Genomic DNA, 19,096 nt, shown 5'->3' on the forward strand with positions numbered 1-19,096 from the left:
CTCTTAGTTGAAGCGAATGGCGAAGACGGTGCGGCCGTTTTCCTCGGAATGCAGCTGAAAAGCGAACCCGTGGGCCATGAGAATGTCCCGGACCAACGTTAGGCCGATGCCCTGGCCGTCGCGCTTGGTGCTGAAAAAGGGGGTGAAGAGTCGTTGGCTCACCTCCGGTGAGAGGCAGGGGCCGTCGTTTTCGATGAACACGGCGGGCGGCTGGGCGGTGGTGCGGACCCACACATTGCCGTCGTGCCCGATGGCTTCGAGGGCGTTTTTGGTGATATTGAGCACTGCTTGCTCCAGCTGCTGGGCATCGAAGCGGAGCACGAGCGGGCTAGCGGGAAGCTCCAGGTGCCACTTGATGCGGCGCTCCTCGCTCTGGGGCTGGAGCAGCCGGCCGATGCCGCGCAGCAGAGCGTGCAGGTCGGTGGGCTGGGGCGTGGGCGGGGGCAGCCGCACCAGGTGCGCGAAGTTGGCAATGAAGTTGGCCAGCTGCGTGTTGCGCGCAATGCTCACGTCCAGGGCCTGCGTGAAGTCGGGCTGGTCGTGGGCGTGGAGCTGGGGGGCGTAGTGGTGGAAGCTATGCAGAATGGAGTTGATGGCCCCGATGGAGTTGTTGATTTCGTGGGAAATCATGCGAATCAGCTTGCCATAGGCCTCTTTTTCCTGCTGAATCAGTTCCTGCGTCAGCTCCTCCAGCATGATAAAGCGGCGCGTGAAGCCCCGGTCTAGGAAGTGCGCGGCGTGGGCCCGGAAGGTTTGCAGGCCGGACAGGCGCAGGGCCTGGGGCTGGTTGTCGGCGAGGCCGGCCAGCGCGGGGCCCCAGGCGCCGGGCAGCGCCGCCGGCAGCTGGCCCAGCAAAGCCGCGCCCGGCTGGTTGAGGAACTGCTCCGCCGCGGCGTTCACGCCCTCAATGCGCCCATCAAAATCCAGAATGAGAATGCCCGCCGGCGAGGCCTGAATAAGGCGTTCGAGCAGAAAACTCTTCTCGTGCTGGCTCACCCGCTCCTGCCGCAGGGCGTCAATCATTTGGTTATAAACGTGAATGAGCTGGTCCATCTCGCGCTGGCCCACGGGCACGAATTTCATCGAAAAATCCTTGGCCTCGATGGCCGCCGTGCCCGCCGCAATCAACTCAAAAGGCCGCACGAAGCCCCGATAGAGCTGTATAGTGAGGAAAATACTCACCAGGAGCAGCGCTTCAGCCGCCACAAACAGCACAGGGTTGGTCGTGCGCAACTGCGCCGCCAGCGCAATAAGCACGGCATGGATGATGACTACAAAAAGCAGAAATTGGGTACGAAGCGTCATGCTGTAGGAACGCGCCTTGGCGCGTTCAATCGTTGAATCTGGCGCGCTGTGTTCAGTTGCGGAACCCAATATGGCACGTTCAACGATTGAACGCACCGAGGCGCGTTCCTACTCGAAGGGAATGGCGTGCTTTTCCAGCCTGCGGTAAAGCGCGCCCCGGCTCAGGCCCAGGGCTTTGGCTACGCGACTGATGTTGCCGCCGTAGTGGCTCAAGGACTGCCGAATCATGTGGGCTTCCAACTCGTCCAGGGTCATGGTGCCGGGCGCGGGCAGCTCGCCGGGTGCGGGGCCGTGCCCGGCAGGGACGCGGGCGGGCAGATGCTGGGCATTGGCCTGGAAGTCTTCGGGCCCCAGCTCTTCTTTGCCGCTCACGAGCACGGCGCGCTCCACCAGGTTTTTAAGCTCGCGGATGTTGCCGGGCAAGGGCTGTTCGCGGAGCCAGTGCAGGGCGCGGGTGCTCACGCGCAGGGCCGGGCGGTGGTAAGTAGCGCGCAGCTGGTCCACGAAGTGCTGGGTGAGGAGCGGCACGTCAGCGGGCCGCTCGCGCAGGGCCGGCAGGCGCACCGTAATCAGGTTGATGCGGTAGAACAGGTCTTCGCGGAAAAGACCCTGCGCCACCATCTCGGCCAGGTTGCGGTTGGTGGCGGCGATGACGCGGATGTCGAGGCGACGGGGCTTGCTGTCGCCCAGTACCTCGTAGGTCCGGTCTTGCAGCACGCGCAGCAATTTCACCTGCGAAGCCAACTCCAGCTCCCCAATCTCATCGAGGAATATGGTGCCGCCATTAGCCAGCTCGAAGCGGCCCGCCCGGTCAGCCTTGGCGTCGGTGAAGGCCCCGCGCCGGTGGCCAAACATCTCGCTTTCAAACAGCGAAGCCGAAATGCCGCCCAGGTTCACCTTCACGAACGGCTGGTGCCGGCGGTGGCTGTTGTGGTGAATGGCTTCGGCAATGAGCTCCTTGCCGGTGCCGCTTTCCCCTTCAATCAGCACCGATGCATCAGTGGGCGCCACTTGGCCCACGTGGCGCAGCACGTGCAGCAGCTGCGGGTCGTGGCCAACGATGCCGGCCAGGCGGTACTGCTGGTCGAGCTGGCGGCGGCTGGCGGCGGGGCTGGCGGTTTCGGAAGGGTCGGTTTCGCGGGCCGCCGGGCCGGCATTCAGGGCCAGCACCGTGCGGATGGTTTGCAGCAGGGTTTCGTTGTCCCAGGGCTTGGTGACGAACTCGGCCGCGCCGGCCTTCATGCCCTCCACGGCCAGGCCGATAGAACCCCAGCCGGTGATGAGAATCACGGGCACTTGCGGGGCCAGCGCTTTCACTTCGCGCAGCAGGGCCAGCCCATCGGCGCCGGTGGTGGCGAGGGAAAAATTCATGTCCATCAGCACCAGCTGAGGCGGCATTTCGCGCACTACGGCCAGCGTTTTGGGGGCAGTGGCCACAGCCTGCGCGTCGTAGCCCGCCTGCTTAAGCAGCAGTTTTAGGGAAGTCCGGACGGCAAGGTCGTCGTCAACAATAAGCAACATGAAGCAGAAAAAAGGTGCGAAAATTTAGCTTTTAGCAGTTCGTCGTTAGCTTTTTGGGGTCTTCACCAAGCTAACGGCTAATGGCGAATGGCTAAATTCTAACAACGAGGCATTTACCGTTTCTTCACGCTGCCGCCGCTGCTGGTGTGCTTGGTGACCGCCTGCGGTGAGCCGCCGTAGCGCACGTCACCTCCGCTGGAAGCATTGGCGGTCAGCTTCTTCTGCACGGCCACGGCCACGGTACCGCCGCTCGAAGCCGAAGCCTCGCAAGCGGTGGCCTGCAGGTTGTCGCCCTTGAATACGCCGCCGCTGGAGGCCTGCACGTTCAGGCTTTCCACATTGCCGCTCAAGGTGGCCACCCCGCCGCTGCTCACGCGGGCCTGGACGCTTTTGGCCGTAAAATCAGGAGCCGAGACAACGGCGCCCGAGCCCACTTCCAGCCGGAAGTCGCCCACGGTGTAGCCATTTTTCACTTCTACCCTTGAGCCGCTGCCAACTTCCAGGGCCGTGAGCGGAGCGGCCACAATGCTCACCCGCAGGTTGCGGGGGCGGTTGTCCTTGCTCCAGGCTTCGTTGAGCTTGTGGTCGAAGCTGACTTTAAGCACGCCGTCGCGCACTTCGGTTTTGAGGCGGGCCAGTAGCTCGGGGGTATCGGCGCTGGCTTCTACGCGCTGAATGGGGCCCGCAGCCAGGGTCACCTGCACCCCGCCGGAAACATCAACGGCGGTAAAATTACCCAGGGAGCGGACTTCGGGCGCGGTTTGGGCCAGGGCGGGCACCAGAGCCAGGAGCCAAAGCAGGGCGAGGATGGTGAGGTTTTTCATGCGAAAAAAGGAGAAAAGGATGAGAAAAAGTAACAGCGTTCGACTACCCAGATGCGTTCTGATTGCGGCGGGTTGCCCCGGCTACCGGTAATTCCACGGTTCGTTAGCGTTTCTCGTAAAATAAAGTGTAAAGCTGACTTATTCGGGCGTTTATTCTTCCCGCAGGGCTACGGCCGGATGAATGCCCGCCGCCAGCCGGCTGGGCTGCCAGGCACACAGCGCCGTGATGACGTACACCGCGACGGTGGCCGCCGCAATAGCCAGCATATAAGGCTGCGCGGGCAGGTCGAAGGCGCCCAGCAACGGAAACTGCACGGCCAGCAGCAGCCCGCCCAGTACGCCCAACGTGGTCACGACCAGCATTTCGCCCAGAAACTGCCGGCTGATGCTGGCCCCAGTGGCGCCCATCGCCCGGCGCAGCCCAATTTCGGCCCGGCGCTGGCTGATGTTGTACCAAAGCACGCCGAAAAGCCCCAGCGCCACATTGACGATGAGAAACAGGCCCATGATGGACAGGCCCACCACCGGTACCAGCGTGTAGCGGCGCTTGCTGAGGCGGTCGTCGTTCATCACGCGCACTTCGGTGGTCCACTGACGGGTGACGCCGGCCACGGTGCGGGCAATTTTTTCCTGGAGCTCGCCGCCCTGGCCGGGGGCCACGCGCACCAGCACGTTGGCCGTTTCCCAGCTGGTTGTATCGTGGGGCAGCAGGCGCTTCCACACGCCGGGCTCGGCCGCGGCAAAGTCGTTGGCCGTGCGCACGTTATCGACCACGCCGGTCACCAGAAACTCGTCTTCGGGCTTGGTGGCTTCGGGGCCGTGGTGGCTCCAGGTGAAGATTTTGCCCAGCGCCGGCCCCTTGCCAAATAGGGTTTCGCGCAGGTCCTGGCTGATGACCACCGGCCGGTGGTTGCTGGCGTCGTCGGCCGCCTCAAACCAGCGGCCCTCGCGCAGGTGCAGGCGCATGACGTCGGTATAGCGGTCGTCGGCGTCGTACACGTTGGCCAGCGCCGTGTTGCCTTCGTAGCCAAACGTCGAATTGTTGGTACTGAAAATGAACGGCATATTGCCGCTGGTGAGGGCCACGGTGCGCACGCCGGGCAGGGCTTTCACCTGCCGCAGCACGTCGTCGAGCTGGGCACGGGGCATTTGCTGGCCCTGGCCGGCGCGCACCTGCAGCCGCCACACGTCGGTGTAGTCGAAGCCGTGCGGCGCCAGGTAATTCTTGCCGATGGTGATGAGCACCGCCCCCACCCCAAAGAGCACCACAAACGAGAAAAACACTTCGGAAATCAGCAGCATGTTGGCCCGCTTGCGATTCCAGATAAGGGTAAAAAGGTGACGGAGCATGGCTGACAGGTTTTTTTAGGGTAGGAGGGTAAGGGGGTAAGAGGTGTTTTAGGGTGGTAGGATAAGAGAATCGGAAAAGGGCAGCGCACTGGCGACTCCTGCCCTCCTACCCCCTTGCCCTCCTACCCTAAAAACCCCTCATCTGCCGCGCAGGGCCACCACGGGGTTGAGGCGCGACATTTTCCAGGCCGGGTACACCCCGCTCATCAGCCCGAAGAGGAGCGTGAGCACCATGCCCCAGCCAAATACCCACCAGTTGAGGGCGAAATGCGCGTAGGCCAAGGTGTGGCTCTGGTTGAGCAGCGCCAGGGCGCCGGCGGCCAGGCCCAGGCCCAGCAGTCCGCCCACCAGGGCCAGCACCACGTTCTCGACCAGAAACTGGCCCACCAAATCGCGGCCCGTGGCCCCGAACGCCTTGCGCACCCCGATTTCGCCCGAGCGCTCCAGAATGCGGGTCACGTTCAGGTTCACCAGGTTCAGGGCCGGCAGCAGCATGAAGAGGAGCGTCAGGCTACCCGCTATCAGGTAAAATGCCTCCAGGTTGTCTTCGTCTACGGTCTGGTCCTCGTGGTTTAACAGGGCTCGGGTGAAGGACTCCAGTACCGGGTCGGCGTAGGAAAACAGGGCCTGCACCTCCTTCGGGTTGGGAATTTCCACCCGGCGCATCATCTGGCGGTATTCTTCGCGCACGGCCGGCACGGTGGCGGCCGAGGGCGCCAGCATCACCATCAGAAACTCGCCTTCGATGCGGTTGTCCTTGAAGTACTGCGGGCTCAGCGTGTAGGGCACCCATACATCGGCATACGCATACAAGTGGCCCGCCGACACGTTGCGCACCACGCCCGCCACCCGGTAGCGTTTCAGGTCGATTTCGATGGTGCGGCCCACCACATCGGCGGTGCCAAAGTAGCCGCGGGCGGTGGCCTCGTTCAGCACGCACACGTGCTGGGCGGCTTGCACCTCGGCCCCGGTGAAGGCCCGGCCGCCCAAGAAATCAAAGTCCATGATTTGCCAGAAATTGCCGTCGGTGTAGGACAAGTCCAACGCCAGCAGCTTGCTTTTGGTGAAGGCCGTGGCATTAGAGGAAGCCGTGATGATGCCCACCTTTTCCGGGGTTTTCAGCTTGCGTACGTAATCATCCACGAAGTGAATGCTAGCCGGCATGTTCATCCAGCCGTTGCCCTCCGCCATCTGGTGCCGGATGGTATTCACAAACAGCATTCGGTCCAGGCGCCTGGCCGGCGTGCTGGGTCCTACCAAGTGGTCAAACAGGGCCATCATCACCAGCAAAATCATCAGCGTAAAGCTCACCCCAAACAAGCTGATGAAGGCGAAAAACTTGCGGCGCATCAGCACCTTCCAGGCAATTTTTAAGTAAGAGAGAAGCATGGTTGAAGTGTTGAGTGTTTAATGTTAATTTTTAAGCTTTGAATGCTTGATTATCAGTTCAATCATAGGAGCGCGGCAATTGCTATTCGTGCCCAACTCAGCAGTCAAAACTTAACCCTCAACCCTTCCCTACCCCACTTGGCTACCGTCGAAAAGTCGCACCAGCCGTTTCGTTTTTAGGGCCTGCTGCTCGTCGTGGGTCACCATCACGATGGTCACGCCGTCCTGGCGGTTGAGGCCCAGGAGCAGGTCCATGATTTCCTCCCCCATCACCGAGTCGAGGTTGCCGGTGGGCTCATCGGCCAGAATGATTTCGGGGCTGCCCACCAGGGCCCGCGCAATGGCCACCCGCTGCCGCTGCCCGCCCGAGAGTTGGCCGGGAAAGTGCCTGGTGCGGGCGCTTAGGCCCACTTTGTCCAGCGCGGCCAGTGCCCGCTGGCGGCGCTCCTTGCCGCTCAGGCTGGGCCGGTAGAGCAGCGGAAGCTCCACGTTGTCGAGCACCGAGAGGTCGTTTATCAGGTGGTAGCTCTGGAACACGAAGCCAATTTTGAGGTTGCGCAGCCCGGCCAGCTCCCGGTCGGAGTAGGAAGTCACGGCCCGGCCGTCGATGGCAATGGTGCCGCCGGTGGGCTCGTCGAGCAGGCCCATCAGGCTGAGCAGCGTGGACTTGCCGCAGCCGCTGGGCCCCATAATGGACACGAATTCGCCCCGGTTAATGGTCAGGTTCACCCGGTTCAGCGCCACCGTTTCAATGGTGTTGGTTTGGTACACCTTCTCGATGTTGGTGAGCTGAAGCACCGGCGTTTCCGCGGCGGCCGGGCTGTTCAGCGGCGGCTGGGGGCGGGTATCGGGCGGGGTGGCGAGCAGGTTTTCCATAAAAAAAGAGAGAAAAGCAGAGGCTGAAAGATGCAGAAAAGGCGAGAAAAGCGCGGGCAATAATTAAGTCGTAATCAGCGGTTGGCCACGATGGGCGCCTGTTTATCAAAGTCGTAGAGCGTGAGGGCGCGCAGGCGGTAGTGCGCCACCCAGCACGCCCGCAGCGCGAAGATGCGGGTGCGCTTGGCGCTGTCCTTGGCGTTGGAGGCCAGGCTCAAATCGGTGAGGCTGAGGCGGCCCAGCAGGTAGGTGGCCCGCGTGATGTCGTAGCGACGCTGGGCCAGCGAGTCGGCCCGTTCGGCGAGGCGCAGCTGCTCGGCCAGGGCCGCAAACTGGCTGGCTTGCGTGAGCACGGTTTGCTCGAAGCTGCGTTCCTCCTGCGCCACGGAGCGCTGCACCTGGTCGCGGGTCAGCTCGGCGGTTTTGACAATGGATTTCCGGCGGCCCCAGTCCACGAGCGGCATCGAAAACACGAGGCCCACCTGCTGCTGGTTTTGCAGGTTGGCGTAAGTATCGGTGAAGGAAGTGGCCTGATTCACGTAGCCCAGGTTGGCCGTGAGCGTGGCTTGAAATCCGGTGGTACCGCGGGCCTGGGCCACGTCGCGCTCGGCCTGCAGCAGCCGGCGGCGAAAAGCCAGCGTGGTGCTGCGGTGCTGCCGGGCCTGCTCCAGGGCGCGAGCCGGCGCACCACCGGCTGCGGCGCCGGGCGTGGCACGGCCAACGCCGGGGCTTCGGCCAGGCCGGTGTAAGCTTGCAGGTCCACCGTGGCGTTTTGGGCGTTGAGCTGGGCCTGCGTCTGGGCCTGGCGGGCATCGAGCAGGTTCAGCTCCAGCTGCAGCAAGTCGCTCTGCGAGAGCCGCCCCAGCCGGAATCGCTCCTGGCCGATGCGCAGCAGCTCGGCGGTGGCTTCGGCGTTTTGGCGGGCTACTTCGGCGTTCACCTGCTCCAGCAGCACGTCAAAATACAGCTCCGTGACGCGCTGGGCGATGGTTTCGCGCTCTTCCACGTACTGGCGCTGGCTTTCCTGGTAGCGCAGCGGCTCCAGGCGCCGGGCCCAGCGCAGGCCATTGAACTGGCCCAGCGGCTGCGTGAGGCCCACGGCAAAGGGCTGGTTGTTGTAGCGCCGCAGCTGCCCGTTAAAATCATCGAACCGCTGCACCACCGACCTTACAAATACCTGCCCACCGGTGAGGCCAATGTTCTGGCTCAGGGTCAGGCCCAAATCCGAGTTGTTGATGCGCACCGACTGGAAGCTGGTGGTGCCATCGGGCTGCACCACCGGCGCAATAGCCCGGCTGAAATTGGGCAGCGTGCCCGCCAGCCCCAGTTGCGGCCGGTAGTTGGCCTGGTAGCCGCGCCACGCCCAATAGCTGGTTTCGCGGGTGGTATAAGCCTGCCGGCCCACTGCTGATTGGTCGAGCGACAGGGCAATAACGCCGTCCAAAGTGAGGCCATTGGCGGTGGGTTGCGCCCCGGCCGGCCGCATCAGCAGCGCCAGCATTCCGAGCAGAAAAAGGAGTTGAAGTTTCATCACCGGGCCGATTTATTCCTTGATGAGAAGCTCCGGCGTTTCGGCGTGGCTTTTCATGTCCGACACCACCACCTCATCGCCAGCCCGCAGACCATCAATAATTTGCACGTGGTCGAAATTGCTGTCGCCGAAGCGCACGGTGCGGCGCACGGCCTTGCCGTTTTGCACCACATACACAGGCTGCTCTTTGCCGCCTTGGTAGAACGGACCGTTTTTCAGGCGCAATACGCCGTGATGGGCGCGGGTCACCACGAACACATCGGCCCGCAGGTTGGGGCGCAGCACCGGATGGCGCGGGTTTTCCAGTTGGGCATAAAAGGTCATCACGCCCTTGTCCACGCTGGGACTGATGCTGGCGATGCTGCCCCGCAAATCGGTGTCGTTGATGCGCACCACCACCGGGTCGCCGGCGCGCAGGGCATCGGCGTAGGTGTCCGAAATCGTGGCCCGCACCCGGAAACTGCTCAGGTCGGCCACGCGGGCCAGCGGGTCGCCGGCCTGCACCGTGGTACCAATATTCTCGTTCACCCAAGTGAGCACGCCCGGCTGCTGGCTGCTGATATCGGCTTGCCGCAGCTTACTGGCCAGTTCCGAGATGCTGCGCTGCTGCATCGAAACCGTGTAGCCCAACTCCCGCACATCAGCTGCATTGGAGCGCTGCTGGGTCTGAATCTGGCGGGTCAGGCGCTGGGCTTCCAGCCGGGCCACGAACAGGTTCAGCTCGGCCTGGCGCACGTTTTCGGCGGTGCCGCCGCCCAGCTGCAGGAGCTGCTGCTCGTCGCGCAGGCTCGATTGCAGGCTGCGCAGCTTCACGGCCTGCACCTGGGCCTGCACGCGCAGGTCATTGAGGCTGCGCTCCAGGGTCAGCTGCAGCTGCGAGTTCTTATTTTGGTTGCGCAGCTGCTCGTCGTCGAGCTTGGCCAGTGCGGAATTGGCCAGCTCTTTATCCAGCTCCAGAATGGTTTCGCCGGACTGTACGCGGGCACCCACCGCCACCGCCACGCGGCGAATCGTGCTCTGGATGGGGCTGGTCAGCACCGCTTCCCGGCCCGGAATAATGGTGCCCGCGGCAGTAAGCGAAGCCTCCACGTCACCGGTTTCGACCCGCGCCGTGAGAATGTCGTTGCGGTTGATGCTGGGTTTTAGAACCGTGCGGAAAGCCAGCACCGCCGCCAACAGTGCCAATACTACACCGGCCCCCAGCAGCCAGCGGCGCCGCTGTCGTTGGTTTTGAATTGAAGGGGCAATGGCTCTGTCCATTTTCGGGCGGGAATGGGTATGATTCCACTACCTATTGCCAAGGCCCGTGCCATTTATACAACTATTTGATTATCATTAAATAACGCATAAATAGGCCGAACTGATTCTCCTAAAAAGTGTCCGTTACCGGACAACTGGTTTTAAATCGGACAGTGCGCCCGCTCCCTCCCATCAGCCGAGCTCTGCTCACACAGGTTCCAAGCCCGGCTCGTCGCCGTACAGGTTGTCCTTCAGCGTCCCTTTTATGAATTGTTTGTCGTAGTGTCGGTTGCGCCGGCTTCTCTTGGCATTGGCCCGCTTGCCGTTGCGCTTGTCCACCACAATTTCACCGAACCGGTTGAGGTCGTCAATTTCCCTGATGTCGTTGGGTGAGTTGCGCTTGGCCATGGCTTTTCCTTCCCGAACCCGGCTACGTCCGAAAAGTTAAGCACGGCGCTTTCGGCACCCATTACAGCCCGCTACGCCAGCACCTGGTACACCGCCAAGGCCGCTACGTAGGCCAGCCCGGTCATGTACACCAGTTGGGCCACCGGCCACTTCCAGCTCTTGGTTTCGCGGTACGTCACGGCCAAGGTGCTCATGCACTGCATGGCAAACACGTAGAATACCAGCAGCGAAAACGCCCGGGCCGGCGTGAAAAACGGCTGTCCGTTCTCGTCTTTTTCGGCCCGCAGCTTGTCCTGCAGCGTGCCCATGTCGGCGTCCTGCCCCACGCTGTAGATGGTGGAAATGGTGCCCACGAACACCTCCCGCGCCGCAAACGACGTGAGCAGCGCAATGCCAATCTTCCAGTCGTATCCCAAGGGCCGGATGGCTGGCTCCAGCGCCCGCCCAAACGAACCAGCGTAGGAGTTTTCGAGGCGGGCCGAGGCCACGCGGCGGCTGGTTTCTTCCTCGTTCCAGCCCTGGGCGGCCACTTGCTGGCGCACCTGGGCTTCGGCGGTTTCCTGTTTTTGGCCGGGGCCGTAGGTGGCCAGCACCCACAGCAGCACCGAAATGGCCACAATCACCTTGCCCGCCTGCATCACAAAGGCCTGCACTTTCTGGTAGATGGTCAGGGCCACGTTCTTCCAGCGCGGCCACTGGTACACCGGAAACTCCATGATGAAATAGCTGCGCTCCCGGGCTTTGAGTACGATTTTCAGCGCCCAGGCCGAGCCCAGGGCCGAAAAAAGCCCCAACAGGTACAGCCCCATGAGCGTGACCCCGCGCAGGTTGAACACGCCCCACGCGGCTTGGTCGGGCACCACCAGCGCCACCAGCACCGTGTACACCGGAATGCGCGCCGAGCACGACATGAGCGGCGTCACGAAAATGGTTATCATCCGGTCCTTCCAGCTCTCAATGGTGCGGGCGCCCATAATAGCTGGCACCGCGCACGCCAGCCCCGATATCATCGGCACCACGCTTTTACCACTCAATCCGAAAGGACGCATCAGCTTGTCCATCAGAAAAGTAACGCGGGCCATATAGCCCGTTTCCTCCAGCACGGCCAGGAAGCCGAACAGCAAGGCTATCTGCGGGATGAATATCAGCACCCCGCCCAGGCCCGCCAGCACGCCCTCCGTGAGCAGCCGCACCAGCGGCCCATCGAAATTTTCCTGAATGGTGGCGCTCAGGGCCGCAATGCCCTGGTCTATCCAATCCATGGGGTACTGCGCCCAGGCAAAAATGGCCTGGAACAACAGGAACAGAATGCTCAGAAAAATCAGGTAGCCGCCGATGCGATGCGTCAGCACCTTGTCGATGCGGTTGCTAATCGGCTCGCGGGTTTCGGTGCGCGTCACCGTCACGGTTTCGAGCAGAATGTCGTTGATGCGGCCGTAGCGGGCAATGGTCTCGGCCGCCTGCCGGGCGGTGGCGTCGAACTCGTACTGGTGCGTCAGCTCCTGCAGGTACGCTTTGTCGTCGTCGCTCAGAAAACCAATGTGGCGGTATTGCTGGGCGTAGTGCAGCGCCAGGTAGTCGTTGTGCAGGTCGAAGTAGTAGCGGATTTGCCGCACCAACGGCAGCAGCGCTTCATCGGGCTCCCAGAAGCGTTCCGGCGCCGCATCCAGTCGCTGGGCCATCACAATCTTGAGCGCCGCCACGCCAATGCCCTTGCGGGCGTTCATCGGAATAATGGGCACGCCCAGCTCCCGCTCCAGCGCCGGCAAATCGATGCGGATGCCGTGGCGCTCGGCCACGTCCATCATGTTCAGGGCCAACACGGCCGGCAGGCCCAGGTCGCCGAGCTGGGTGAATAGCAGCAAGCTGCGCCGCAGGTTGTTGGCGTCCACCGTCACCACCACAAAATCGGGGTAGTTGCCGGCGGCCCGGTCGTAGAGCAGGTCCGTAATCACCTTCTCGTCCAGACTCTTGGGGTAGAGCGAGTACGTACCCGGCAGGTCCACAATCTCGGCCCGCTGTACCGGCGTGAGCTGCGCGAAGCCCGATTTGCGGTCCACGGTTACGCCCGGGAAGTTGCCCACCTTCTGGTTGAGCCCGGTGAGCTGGTTGAATAACGATGTTTTGCCGCTGTTGGGGTTGCCAATGAGGGCAATGCGCAACGGCCGCGGGCTGGTAGCCGGTCCGGCCGGCGGGGCGAGGGACTCGGCCGTCGCGGGGTTGCGCTCTATCGCCGCCATACGCTGCGCCTTATTCTTTCAATAAAATAGTAGCAGCCTCACTGGCCCGCACCGACAGCGTGTATTCCTGGTCGCCGAGCACCAGCATGAGCGGGTCGCCTAACGGCGCCCGGCCGCTCAGGCGCACCTGCACGCCTGGCACGCACCCCATTTCCAGCAGCTTGAGCGCCATTTCGGGGTCTTCGAGGCAGCAAATGGTCCCGGTTTCGCCCACGCGCAGGTCTTTGGCGGTGCGGCGGGCGGCCACACCAGCAGCAACAAGCGGAGAGGAATTGCGGAAGAATGCCACGGGCAGGAAAGGGGTAAAAGCTTATTTAGAAAGAATACAAACAAAGGTACACCACCAAACGCTTACCGCCTTCCAAGAGTTTTTTTGGGCCGGTATTATGGATACTTCACCGGCTAATTCGCACTCCTTACACTTCTGGATTAAAGCAAGGTTTGCCAGTACTAATATTTTCTGATAACTTTCTGGCTGCTATTTGTAATTTTGTGCGCTCTACCCTGCACCTATATGTTAAAACACCTACTTCTCATAGTATTATTCGTAGTCAGCACTGTAACTTCCGGTTGGGCCCAGCAGGTTCAAATTAAGGGGGTTATTGTGGATAAAGACACGAAAGAGCCCCTGCCATTCACTTCTGTTGGCTTGAAAAACGAGCAGATTGGGGCGCTCAGCAACGAGCATGGCCAGTTCATTGTGCCAGCCCCCACCAAGAATGCCGACGACTCCCTCATCGTAACCGCCCTGGGCTATGCCCGCCGGTCAGTATTTGTGAAGCGGGGTACCAGCCTGCCCAATCTGACAATTGAGGTGCCCCGGCGGGCCGTGGCCCTGGGCAACGTGGTGGTGAAGGCAGGGAAAATCAAAAACCTCGGCCTGGGCGCCAAAACCGACAACCCGGGCGAGGGCATGATTCAGGGCCTGCCTGGCAGCCAGTACGCTTTCTTTGTGAAAAACGACAAGAAGAAGCGCCTCGGCAATGTGCGCACGGTGTCGTTCTACATCGGCGAAAATGGCTTTCCCCGCGAGCCCTTCCGCGTGCGGCTCTACAAGGCCGACGGCAACTACAATGCCCCCAACACCGACCTGCTCACTGAAAACGTGGTGGTGTCGGCGCCCCAGGGTGGCCAGTGGTACACCGTCGACCTGACGCCCTACAACATCATGGCGCCCGAAGAAGGCTTCTTCGTGGCCATGGAATGGGTGGTGAGCGGCGACAAGTTCTTCGCCACCAATTTCATGGACGACTACACGCCTTACGGCCAGATTATGCGCCCCACCTTCGAATTCAAAGAAAGCCGCACCTGGAACTACTCCATGAGCAAGGGCTGGAGCCTGATTACGGCCGCCAACGGCCAGGGCCTGCGCTACAACGCCATGATTAAGGCTGAGGTTGATATGATTAAGTAAATCAGGCTTCTTACGTCAATTAATTCTAATGTAATTGGGCCTTTAGCTCTAACGTATCATTGGTTATGTTATCTACCGAGCGTCGATTTTTGCTGCTTTTCATTGGCATTCTCTTTACCGGGCACTGCGATGGTCAAAGCAGAAATGCTACTAAGCCTCAAACGCTTACGTTGGGCTCTCATAAAAGTGTTCCTGGAGAAGGTATGATTCAGGGCATGCCGGGTTCTCAGTTTGCCCTTTTCGTCCAGAACAAGCAGCCGGCAACTGCCAGCACCGTCCGGTCCGTGTCTTTTTTTATCGACAAGAACGGTTCGCCCACCCAACCGTTCCGCGTCCATTTGTACAAGGCTGATGGTGACGAAAACAAGCCCGGTTCTGACCTATTAACCCAAAGTGTTGTGGCGGCGGCAACGCAGGGAGGCAAGTGGTTTACTGTTGATGTAGCTTCCTACAACATTTCAGTACCACAGGAAGGCTTATTTGTGGCTATGGAATGGATTACGGACGCCAAGCATCCTTCTTCTACTGACGCTACGGAAGATTTCATGCCGTACGGCCAGATTTTGCGTCCCACCTTCGAATTCAAAGAAAGCCGCACCTGGACGTACACCATCGGCAATGGCTGGAACCTCCTGCAGCTGCCCAACGGCCAGGGACGCAGCTACAACGCCATGATTAAGGCCGAGGTTGACATAATTAAGTAGCCAAATGAAATGGTGAACTCACCTTTTTACAACCCCAATAAAAGAGGGCCTGCTCAGTAGCGGGCCCTCTTTTATTTAGCGAATAGAGCCTTGCCCGGTTTCTCCAAATCAACCATCCACTGACGAATCGTTTCCTGCGCAATGGGCGAAAACAGGGGCTTCATTTCGCCGTTCATCAGCGTCCAATCCGATTTTGCAGGCTGGAAAAGGTGGTTGACCCCCGGCAAGCGCCTGGAAACGGTTTGACGGTTGACGCTTTTCAATTCTTTTTCCAAAGCCATCTGGTGCAGGTCTGCCGGGGCTTCAAGGTCGCTGGTGCCGCTCAGCAGCAGCACCGGGCAACGCACCTGGTCGAGCTGCTCCAGCGGGTCGAAGGACAGGAAGTACCGGTGCCACGGGGTGAGCAGCTGCCGGGCGGCGGCCTGCGCGGCCGGAGCAGCAAGGGCGGGCTGGTCTTGCCGGAGCATGTTGCTCACAATGGAAAGGGCCTGCGCCGGGCTGGTCAGCCGAATGATGTCGTACATGGTGCGCTTGCGTTCATAGACGGCCTGCACCAGCGCAGGGCTCAGCTTGCTGGCTTTGTGCAGCGCCACCTGCTGCTCCAGCAGCGTTTGCTGCCCGGTGAGGCCGTAGCCCGCCAACGCCACCACAAAGGCGGGCGGCAGCGGCTGGCCGGCCGCCAGCAAGGCCACGTTGGCACCCTCGCCGTGCCCTATTACGCCAATGCGGCTGATGCTGATTTCCATCCGCGCACGCAGGAAATTGATGGCCGACTGCACGTCGCTCACCAGGGCCTGCGTGGTGGTAGCCGCGGTGCTGCCCTCCGACTGGCCCACGCCACGGTCGTCGTAGCGCAGCACGGCAATGCCCCGGCGGGTGAGGTAGTCGGCCAGCGAGCCCATCAGGTGGTAGTCGCCCACGGTACCGTCGCGGTCCTGCGCGCCCAGGTCGCTCACCAGCACCACGGCCGGAAAAGGGCCAGAGCCCGCCGGCACCGTCAGCATGCCGCTCAGGTTCAGACGCGACATCGGGTTGTTGAACACGATTTCCTCTTCGCGGTACGGTGGCGCCAAGCGGGTGCCCGTGCCCGTGGCGGTGGGCATCGGCGAGTAGCGCAGCAGCACTTTCGATTGCACGCCAGCCTGGGTCCACACGCCCCTCAGCTGGCGCCTGACGGTATCAAGCAGCGCGGCGTAGTGGCTGCCGGCCGCCGGCATCCGCATCAGCACCGAATCGCCGCGCACCGTGATTTCGGTGGGCAGGCGGCTTACTTTTTGGGCGGGCACATCCAGAGCCGCGAAATACCGGCCGTTTGCCAGCGGCACGATGCTGATGGTTACGTCCAGCTCGCCGCCCAGTAGCGGCAAGCTTCCCTTCCATAATCCTCCCAAAGGAAGCCCGCCCGCTCCGGGCGAACCCGCCCTGGCCCCCGTGGCCCCGCCGTACAGCAAGGACAACAGTACGAGAACCAAAATCAAACCCCTTATCATATTATAACCGCATTAAATTGAATTATGCAGCCTAAAGGTACGCACCCATTGCTGCCAGGAGCAGTGCCGCAGGCTTCGCTTGCTGCGTCTGTTCCCAAACTGAAATGCGGCAACGAGCAGACCCAAGGCCAGTAGGCAGTCGCAGCGGGCCTTCTGTCGCGCTACCTGCCGCGTGCGGCCAGCCACCGTGATTGGTAGCCGCGCTTTGCGCGCAGTTCTTGCAGGCCGGTGCCTGCCCGGCGGGGTCTAATGCGGATTAGGCCATGCCTCCGGAGCCCGCTGCAGCTACACGCTACAGTATTATAATCCTATTCCAGGAAGTAGGCAGGCTCCTAAAATACCAGGCATTAATTTACAACGAAAGCCAAACGAAAAGGAATGTTTTTGGCTGAACAGCTTTATTTTAAACTAGGACGAAAAAATCCGACACTTAAGCTCATAATAATTTTTCATGCCTTTTTTGACATAGCAGTCATTCTTTTAACCTACTGATGATTATCCAGAAAGAATATCCATAATGTAGATTAATAGCAATAAAATTATACCAGCGCCGCTACGATTCTTTTGTAATGGTGCGTCCAGCAAATCATTTACTACGCTCAGTACCTGGAGATGACGATATAATGGTTGGGAATTTGTAAATTTGCCAGTCTACCATTCATTATATTATTTTCGACAATGATGAAACGCTTACATTTTCTTGCTTTATGGGTTCTATTGCTATTGCCCGCACTTAGCTGGGCGCAAGAAAACCGTATTACGGGCCGCGTGGTAGACGCCAAGACCAAAGACCCCGTCCCCTTCGCTTCCATTGGCCTTCGCGAGGAAGGCACCGGAGCCCTCACCAACGAGTACGGCTATTTCCAGCTGGCAGGCCTGGAGAAAACCAGTCAGGACTCCCTGATTGTGATGACATTGGGCTATGGTACCAGTGCTACACTAATCAAGCGCGGCAGCACCGAAGACCTCATCATTGAGCTCAAGAAGCGGGTGGTGGTTCTCGACAACGTGGTGGTAAAAGGCGGCAAGCTGAAGAACCTGGAGCTCGGATCTAAGTCGAACAGCCCCGGCGAAGGCATGATTCAGGGCCTGCCCGGCAGCCAATACGCCTTCTTCGTGAAAAACGACAAGCAGAAGCGCCTCGGCAACGTGCGCACGGTGTCGTTTTACATCGGCGAGAACGGTTTCCCCCGCGAGCCGTTCCGCGTGCGCATCTACAAGGCCGATGGCAACTACAACGCCCCCAACACCGACCTGCTCACCGAAAACGTGGTGGTGTCGGCTTCCCGCGGTGGCGAATGGTACACCATTGACCTGAGCACCTACAACATTGCCGCCCCGGAAGAAGGCTTCTTTGTGGCCATGGAGTGGATTGTGGGCGGCGACAAGTTCTACACCACCAATTTCATGGACAACTACACGCCCTACGGCCAGATTATGCGGCCCACCTTCGAGTATAAGGAGAGCCGCACCTGGAGCTACACCATCGGCAAGGGCTGGAACCTGCTGACGCTGGCCAACGGCCAGGGCCGTCGCTACAACGCCATGATTAAGGCCGAAGTTGACATGATTAAGTAGGGCACTGCCTCGCAGTCTGCGCTTCAAAGCTTCTATACTATATATCCTACGCTACCACAAAAAAGGTCCTGCTCGTGAGCAGACTTTTTTGTGCTGTACGCCAGCCCGCAGCCTGGGCCAGGCCACGCGCCTGCGCGGTTACTTTTTACTTTGGGCCATTACCCATTCGCGGATGACTTCCTGGGCCTCCGGGGAGAAGTTGGGCTGCTGCTGGCCGTTGACGATGGGCCACTTGGCAGGCTCCGGCTGGAATAAATGGTTGACCCCTGCCAGCTTCTTGGAAGTCAGGCCCTTGTTCTTGTTCAGGCCCGAGCTGAGGGCCTTCAGGTTGGTGTCGGCGTTGATGGTGAGGTCGGCAGTACCGTTGAGCAGCAGCACGGGGCAGGCCACGGCGCTCAGTTTCTCCACGGGGTTGAAGGCCAGGAAGAAGCGGTAGCGGGCCGATGTCATTTCGGCCGCGCTCGACTGCGCGGTAGCGTTGTCAATAGCGGCGTTGTTTTGCTTCAGCATGTTGGCCACAATGGCCTGCGCCTGGGCATTATCGGTAGTTTGCCGAATGATTTCAAGCATGGCCATCTGGCGCTTGGTGGCGGCTTCAATCTGGGAAGTCTCGGTGCCGAGAGTGCGCAGGGTAGTGGCCTGCTGCTGCACCACAATATCGCGGCCGGGCAAGCCATACGCGGCCATGGCTACTACAAAGGCCGGGGGCAATGGCTGAGCCGCGGCCAGCAGGGCCACGTTGCCGCCTTCGCCGTGCCCGACGAGGCCCAGGTGCGCCAAATCAATTTCGGGGCGGGTGCGCAGGAAGTTCAGGCCCGCCTGGGCGTCGCTCACCAGGTCGGCGGTGGTGACGGCCGGCGTGCCGCCGGATTTGCCCACGCCCCGGTCATCGAAGCGCAGCACGGCCACGCCCCGGCGGGTCAGAAAATCGGCGAGCAGGCCCAGGGGGGCGAAGTCGCCCACGGTGCCGTCGCGGTCCTGCGAGCCGGCATCGCTGAGGAGCACCACGGCTGGAAACGGCCCCGGACGGCCGGAATGGTGAGCATGCCGCTCAGCCGGGCATTGGCAGTGAGGTTGGTGAAAGTAGCTTCTTCCTCGCGGTACGGTGGGGTGAGGCGCACGTTTTTGGCGCTCATATCCGGCAGTGGGCTAAAATTCAGCACCATGGGCGTTTTGAAGCCGGGCTGCTGCCAGATGCCGTTGATTTGCTTGCTGTCGGCGGATAGC

16 protein-coding genes and 1 pseudogene are annotated in these 19,096 nt (G+C 61.0%); 3 read left to right on the forward strand and 14 right to left on the reverse strand.

The features are described 5' to 3' along the window. Positions 1 to 3 precede the first annotated feature (3 nt). The 12 genes from BEN47_RS01915 to BEN47_RS01965 all read right to left on the reverse strand — a co-directional run bounded on the left by BEN47_RS01915 (position 4) and on the right by BEN47_RS01965 (position 12,972). Positions 4 to 1,305, reverse strand: a complete 1,302-nt coding sequence (locus BEN47_RS01915; RefSeq protein WP_070724513.1) for a sensor histidine kinase — start codon at positions 1,303 to 1,305, stop codon at positions 4 to 6. A 108-nt stretch (positions 1,306 to 1,413) separates the two neighbouring features. Continuing rightward, on the reverse strand, positions 1,414 to 2,826 hold the full coding sequence (locus tag BEN47_RS01920) for a sigma-54-dependent transcriptional regulator (RefSeq protein WP_070724514.1): 1,413 nt from the start codon (positions 2,824 to 2,826) through the stop codon (positions 1,414 to 1,416). A gap of 113 nt (positions 2,827 to 2,939) precedes the next feature. After that, the gene (locus tag BEN47_RS01925) at positions 2,940 to 3,650 is read right to left on the reverse strand and encodes a head GIN domain-containing protein (protein WP_070724515.1); all 711 of its coding nucleotides are present in this window, start codon (positions 3,648 to 3,650) and stop codon (positions 2,940 to 2,942) included. Positions 3,651 to 3,800: 150 nt separating this feature from the next. Beyond that, complete coding sequence (locus BEN47_RS01930; RefSeq protein WP_070724516.1) at positions 3,801 to 5,000, reverse strand: ABC transporter permease; 1,200 nt, start codon at positions 4,998 to 5,000, stop codon at positions 3,801 to 3,803. A gap of 138 nt (positions 5,001 to 5,138) precedes the next feature. Beyond that, the gene (locus BEN47_RS01935) at positions 5,139 to 6,389 is read right to left on the reverse strand and encodes an ABC transporter permease (RefSeq protein WP_070724517.1); all 1,251 of its coding nucleotides are present in this window, start codon (positions 6,387 to 6,389) and stop codon (positions 5,139 to 5,141) included. A 129-nt stretch (positions 6,390 to 6,518) separates the two neighbouring features. Further along, positions 6,519 to 7,187 carry an ABC transporter ATP-binding protein gene (locus tag BEN47_RS01940; RefSeq protein WP_070724594.1) on the reverse strand — a complete coding sequence of 223 codons (669 nt, stop codon included), beginning with the start codon at positions 7,185 to 7,187 and terminating at the stop codon, positions 6,519 to 6,521. A 152-nt stretch (positions 7,188 to 7,339) separates the two neighbouring features. Then, positions 7,340 to 7,903, reverse strand: a complete 564-nt coding sequence (locus tag BEN47_RS20035) for a TolC family protein (protein ID WP_317039446.1) — start codon at positions 7,901 to 7,903, stop codon at positions 7,340 to 7,342. Beyond that, entirely contained in the window at positions 7,801 to 8,796 is a 996-nt protein-coding gene (locus BEN47_RS01945; protein WP_083322018.1) for a TolC family protein, read from the reverse strand. Before BEN47_RS01945 ends, BEN47_RS20035 begins: the two co-directional genes overlap by 103 nt. A gap of 12 nt (positions 8,797 to 8,808) precedes the next feature. Beyond that, a complete protein-coding gene (locus BEN47_RS01950) occupies positions 8,809 to 10,056 on the reverse strand; it encodes an efflux RND transporter periplasmic adaptor subunit (RefSeq protein ID WP_070724518.1) in 1,248 nt (415 codons plus the stop codon). A gap of 186 nt (positions 10,057 to 10,242) precedes the next feature. Continuing rightward, complete coding sequence (locus BEN47_RS01955) at positions 10,243 to 10,443, reverse strand: hypothetical protein (RefSeq protein ID WP_070724519.1); 201 nt, start codon at positions 10,441 to 10,443, stop codon at positions 10,243 to 10,245. Positions 10,444 to 10,514: 71 nt separating this feature from the next. Next, a complete protein-coding gene (feoB, locus tag BEN47_RS01960; RefSeq protein ID WP_083322019.1) occupies positions 10,515 to 12,683 on the reverse strand; it encodes a ferrous iron transport protein B in 2,169 nt (722 codons plus the stop codon). Between the two features lie 10 nt (positions 12,684 to 12,693). Next, positions 12,694 to 12,972: a FeoA family protein gene (locus BEN47_RS01965; protein WP_239691476.1), complete on the reverse strand. Its 279-nt coding sequence runs from the start codon at positions 12,970 to 12,972 to the stop codon at positions 12,694 to 12,696. A gap of 225 nt (positions 12,973 to 13,197) precedes the next feature. Here BEN47_RS01965 and BEN47_RS01970 point away from each other — a divergent pair, with 225 nt between their 5' ends. Beyond that, on the forward strand, positions 13,198 to 14,097 hold the full coding sequence (locus BEN47_RS01970; RefSeq protein WP_083322020.1) for a carboxypeptidase-like regulatory domain-containing protein: 900 nt from the start codon (positions 13,198 to 13,200) through the stop codon (positions 14,095 to 14,097). A 65-nt stretch (positions 14,098 to 14,162) separates the two neighbouring features. After that, on the forward strand, positions 14,163 to 14,801 hold the full coding sequence (locus BEN47_RS01975) for a hypothetical protein (protein WP_125921447.1): 639 nt from the start codon (positions 14,163 to 14,165) through the stop codon (positions 14,799 to 14,801). A 71-nt stretch (positions 14,802 to 14,872) separates the two neighbouring features. On the opposite strand, the gene BEN47_RS01980 is transcribed toward BEN47_RS01975, so the two are convergent. Then, entirely contained in the window at positions 14,873 to 16,168 is a 1,296-nt protein-coding gene (locus BEN47_RS01980; protein ID WP_070724523.1) for an alpha/beta hydrolase family protein, read from the reverse strand. Positions 16,169 to 17,014: 846 nt separating this feature from the next. On the opposite strand from BEN47_RS01980, the gene BEN47_RS01985 reads away from it, so the two are divergent. Further along, positions 17,015 to 17,869 carry a carboxypeptidase-like regulatory domain-containing protein gene (locus BEN47_RS01985; protein ID WP_070724524.1) on the forward strand — a complete coding sequence of 285 codons (855 nt, stop codon included), beginning with the start codon at positions 17,015 to 17,017 and terminating at the stop codon, positions 17,867 to 17,869. Between the two features lie 138 nt (positions 17,870 to 18,007). On the opposite strand, the pseudogene BEN47_RS01990 reads toward BEN47_RS01985, so the two are convergent. Next, positions 18,008 to 18,925 (reverse strand): annotated as a pseudogene (locus BEN47_RS01990) (alpha/beta hydrolase family protein); the annotation flags it as partial. Positions 18,926 to 19,096 lie beyond the last annotated feature (171 nt).

This window comes from Hymenobacter lapidarius, assembly GCF_001816145.1.
Lineage (GTDB): Bacteria > Bacteroidota > Bacteroidia > Cytophagales > Hymenobacteraceae > Hymenobacter > Hymenobacter lapidarius.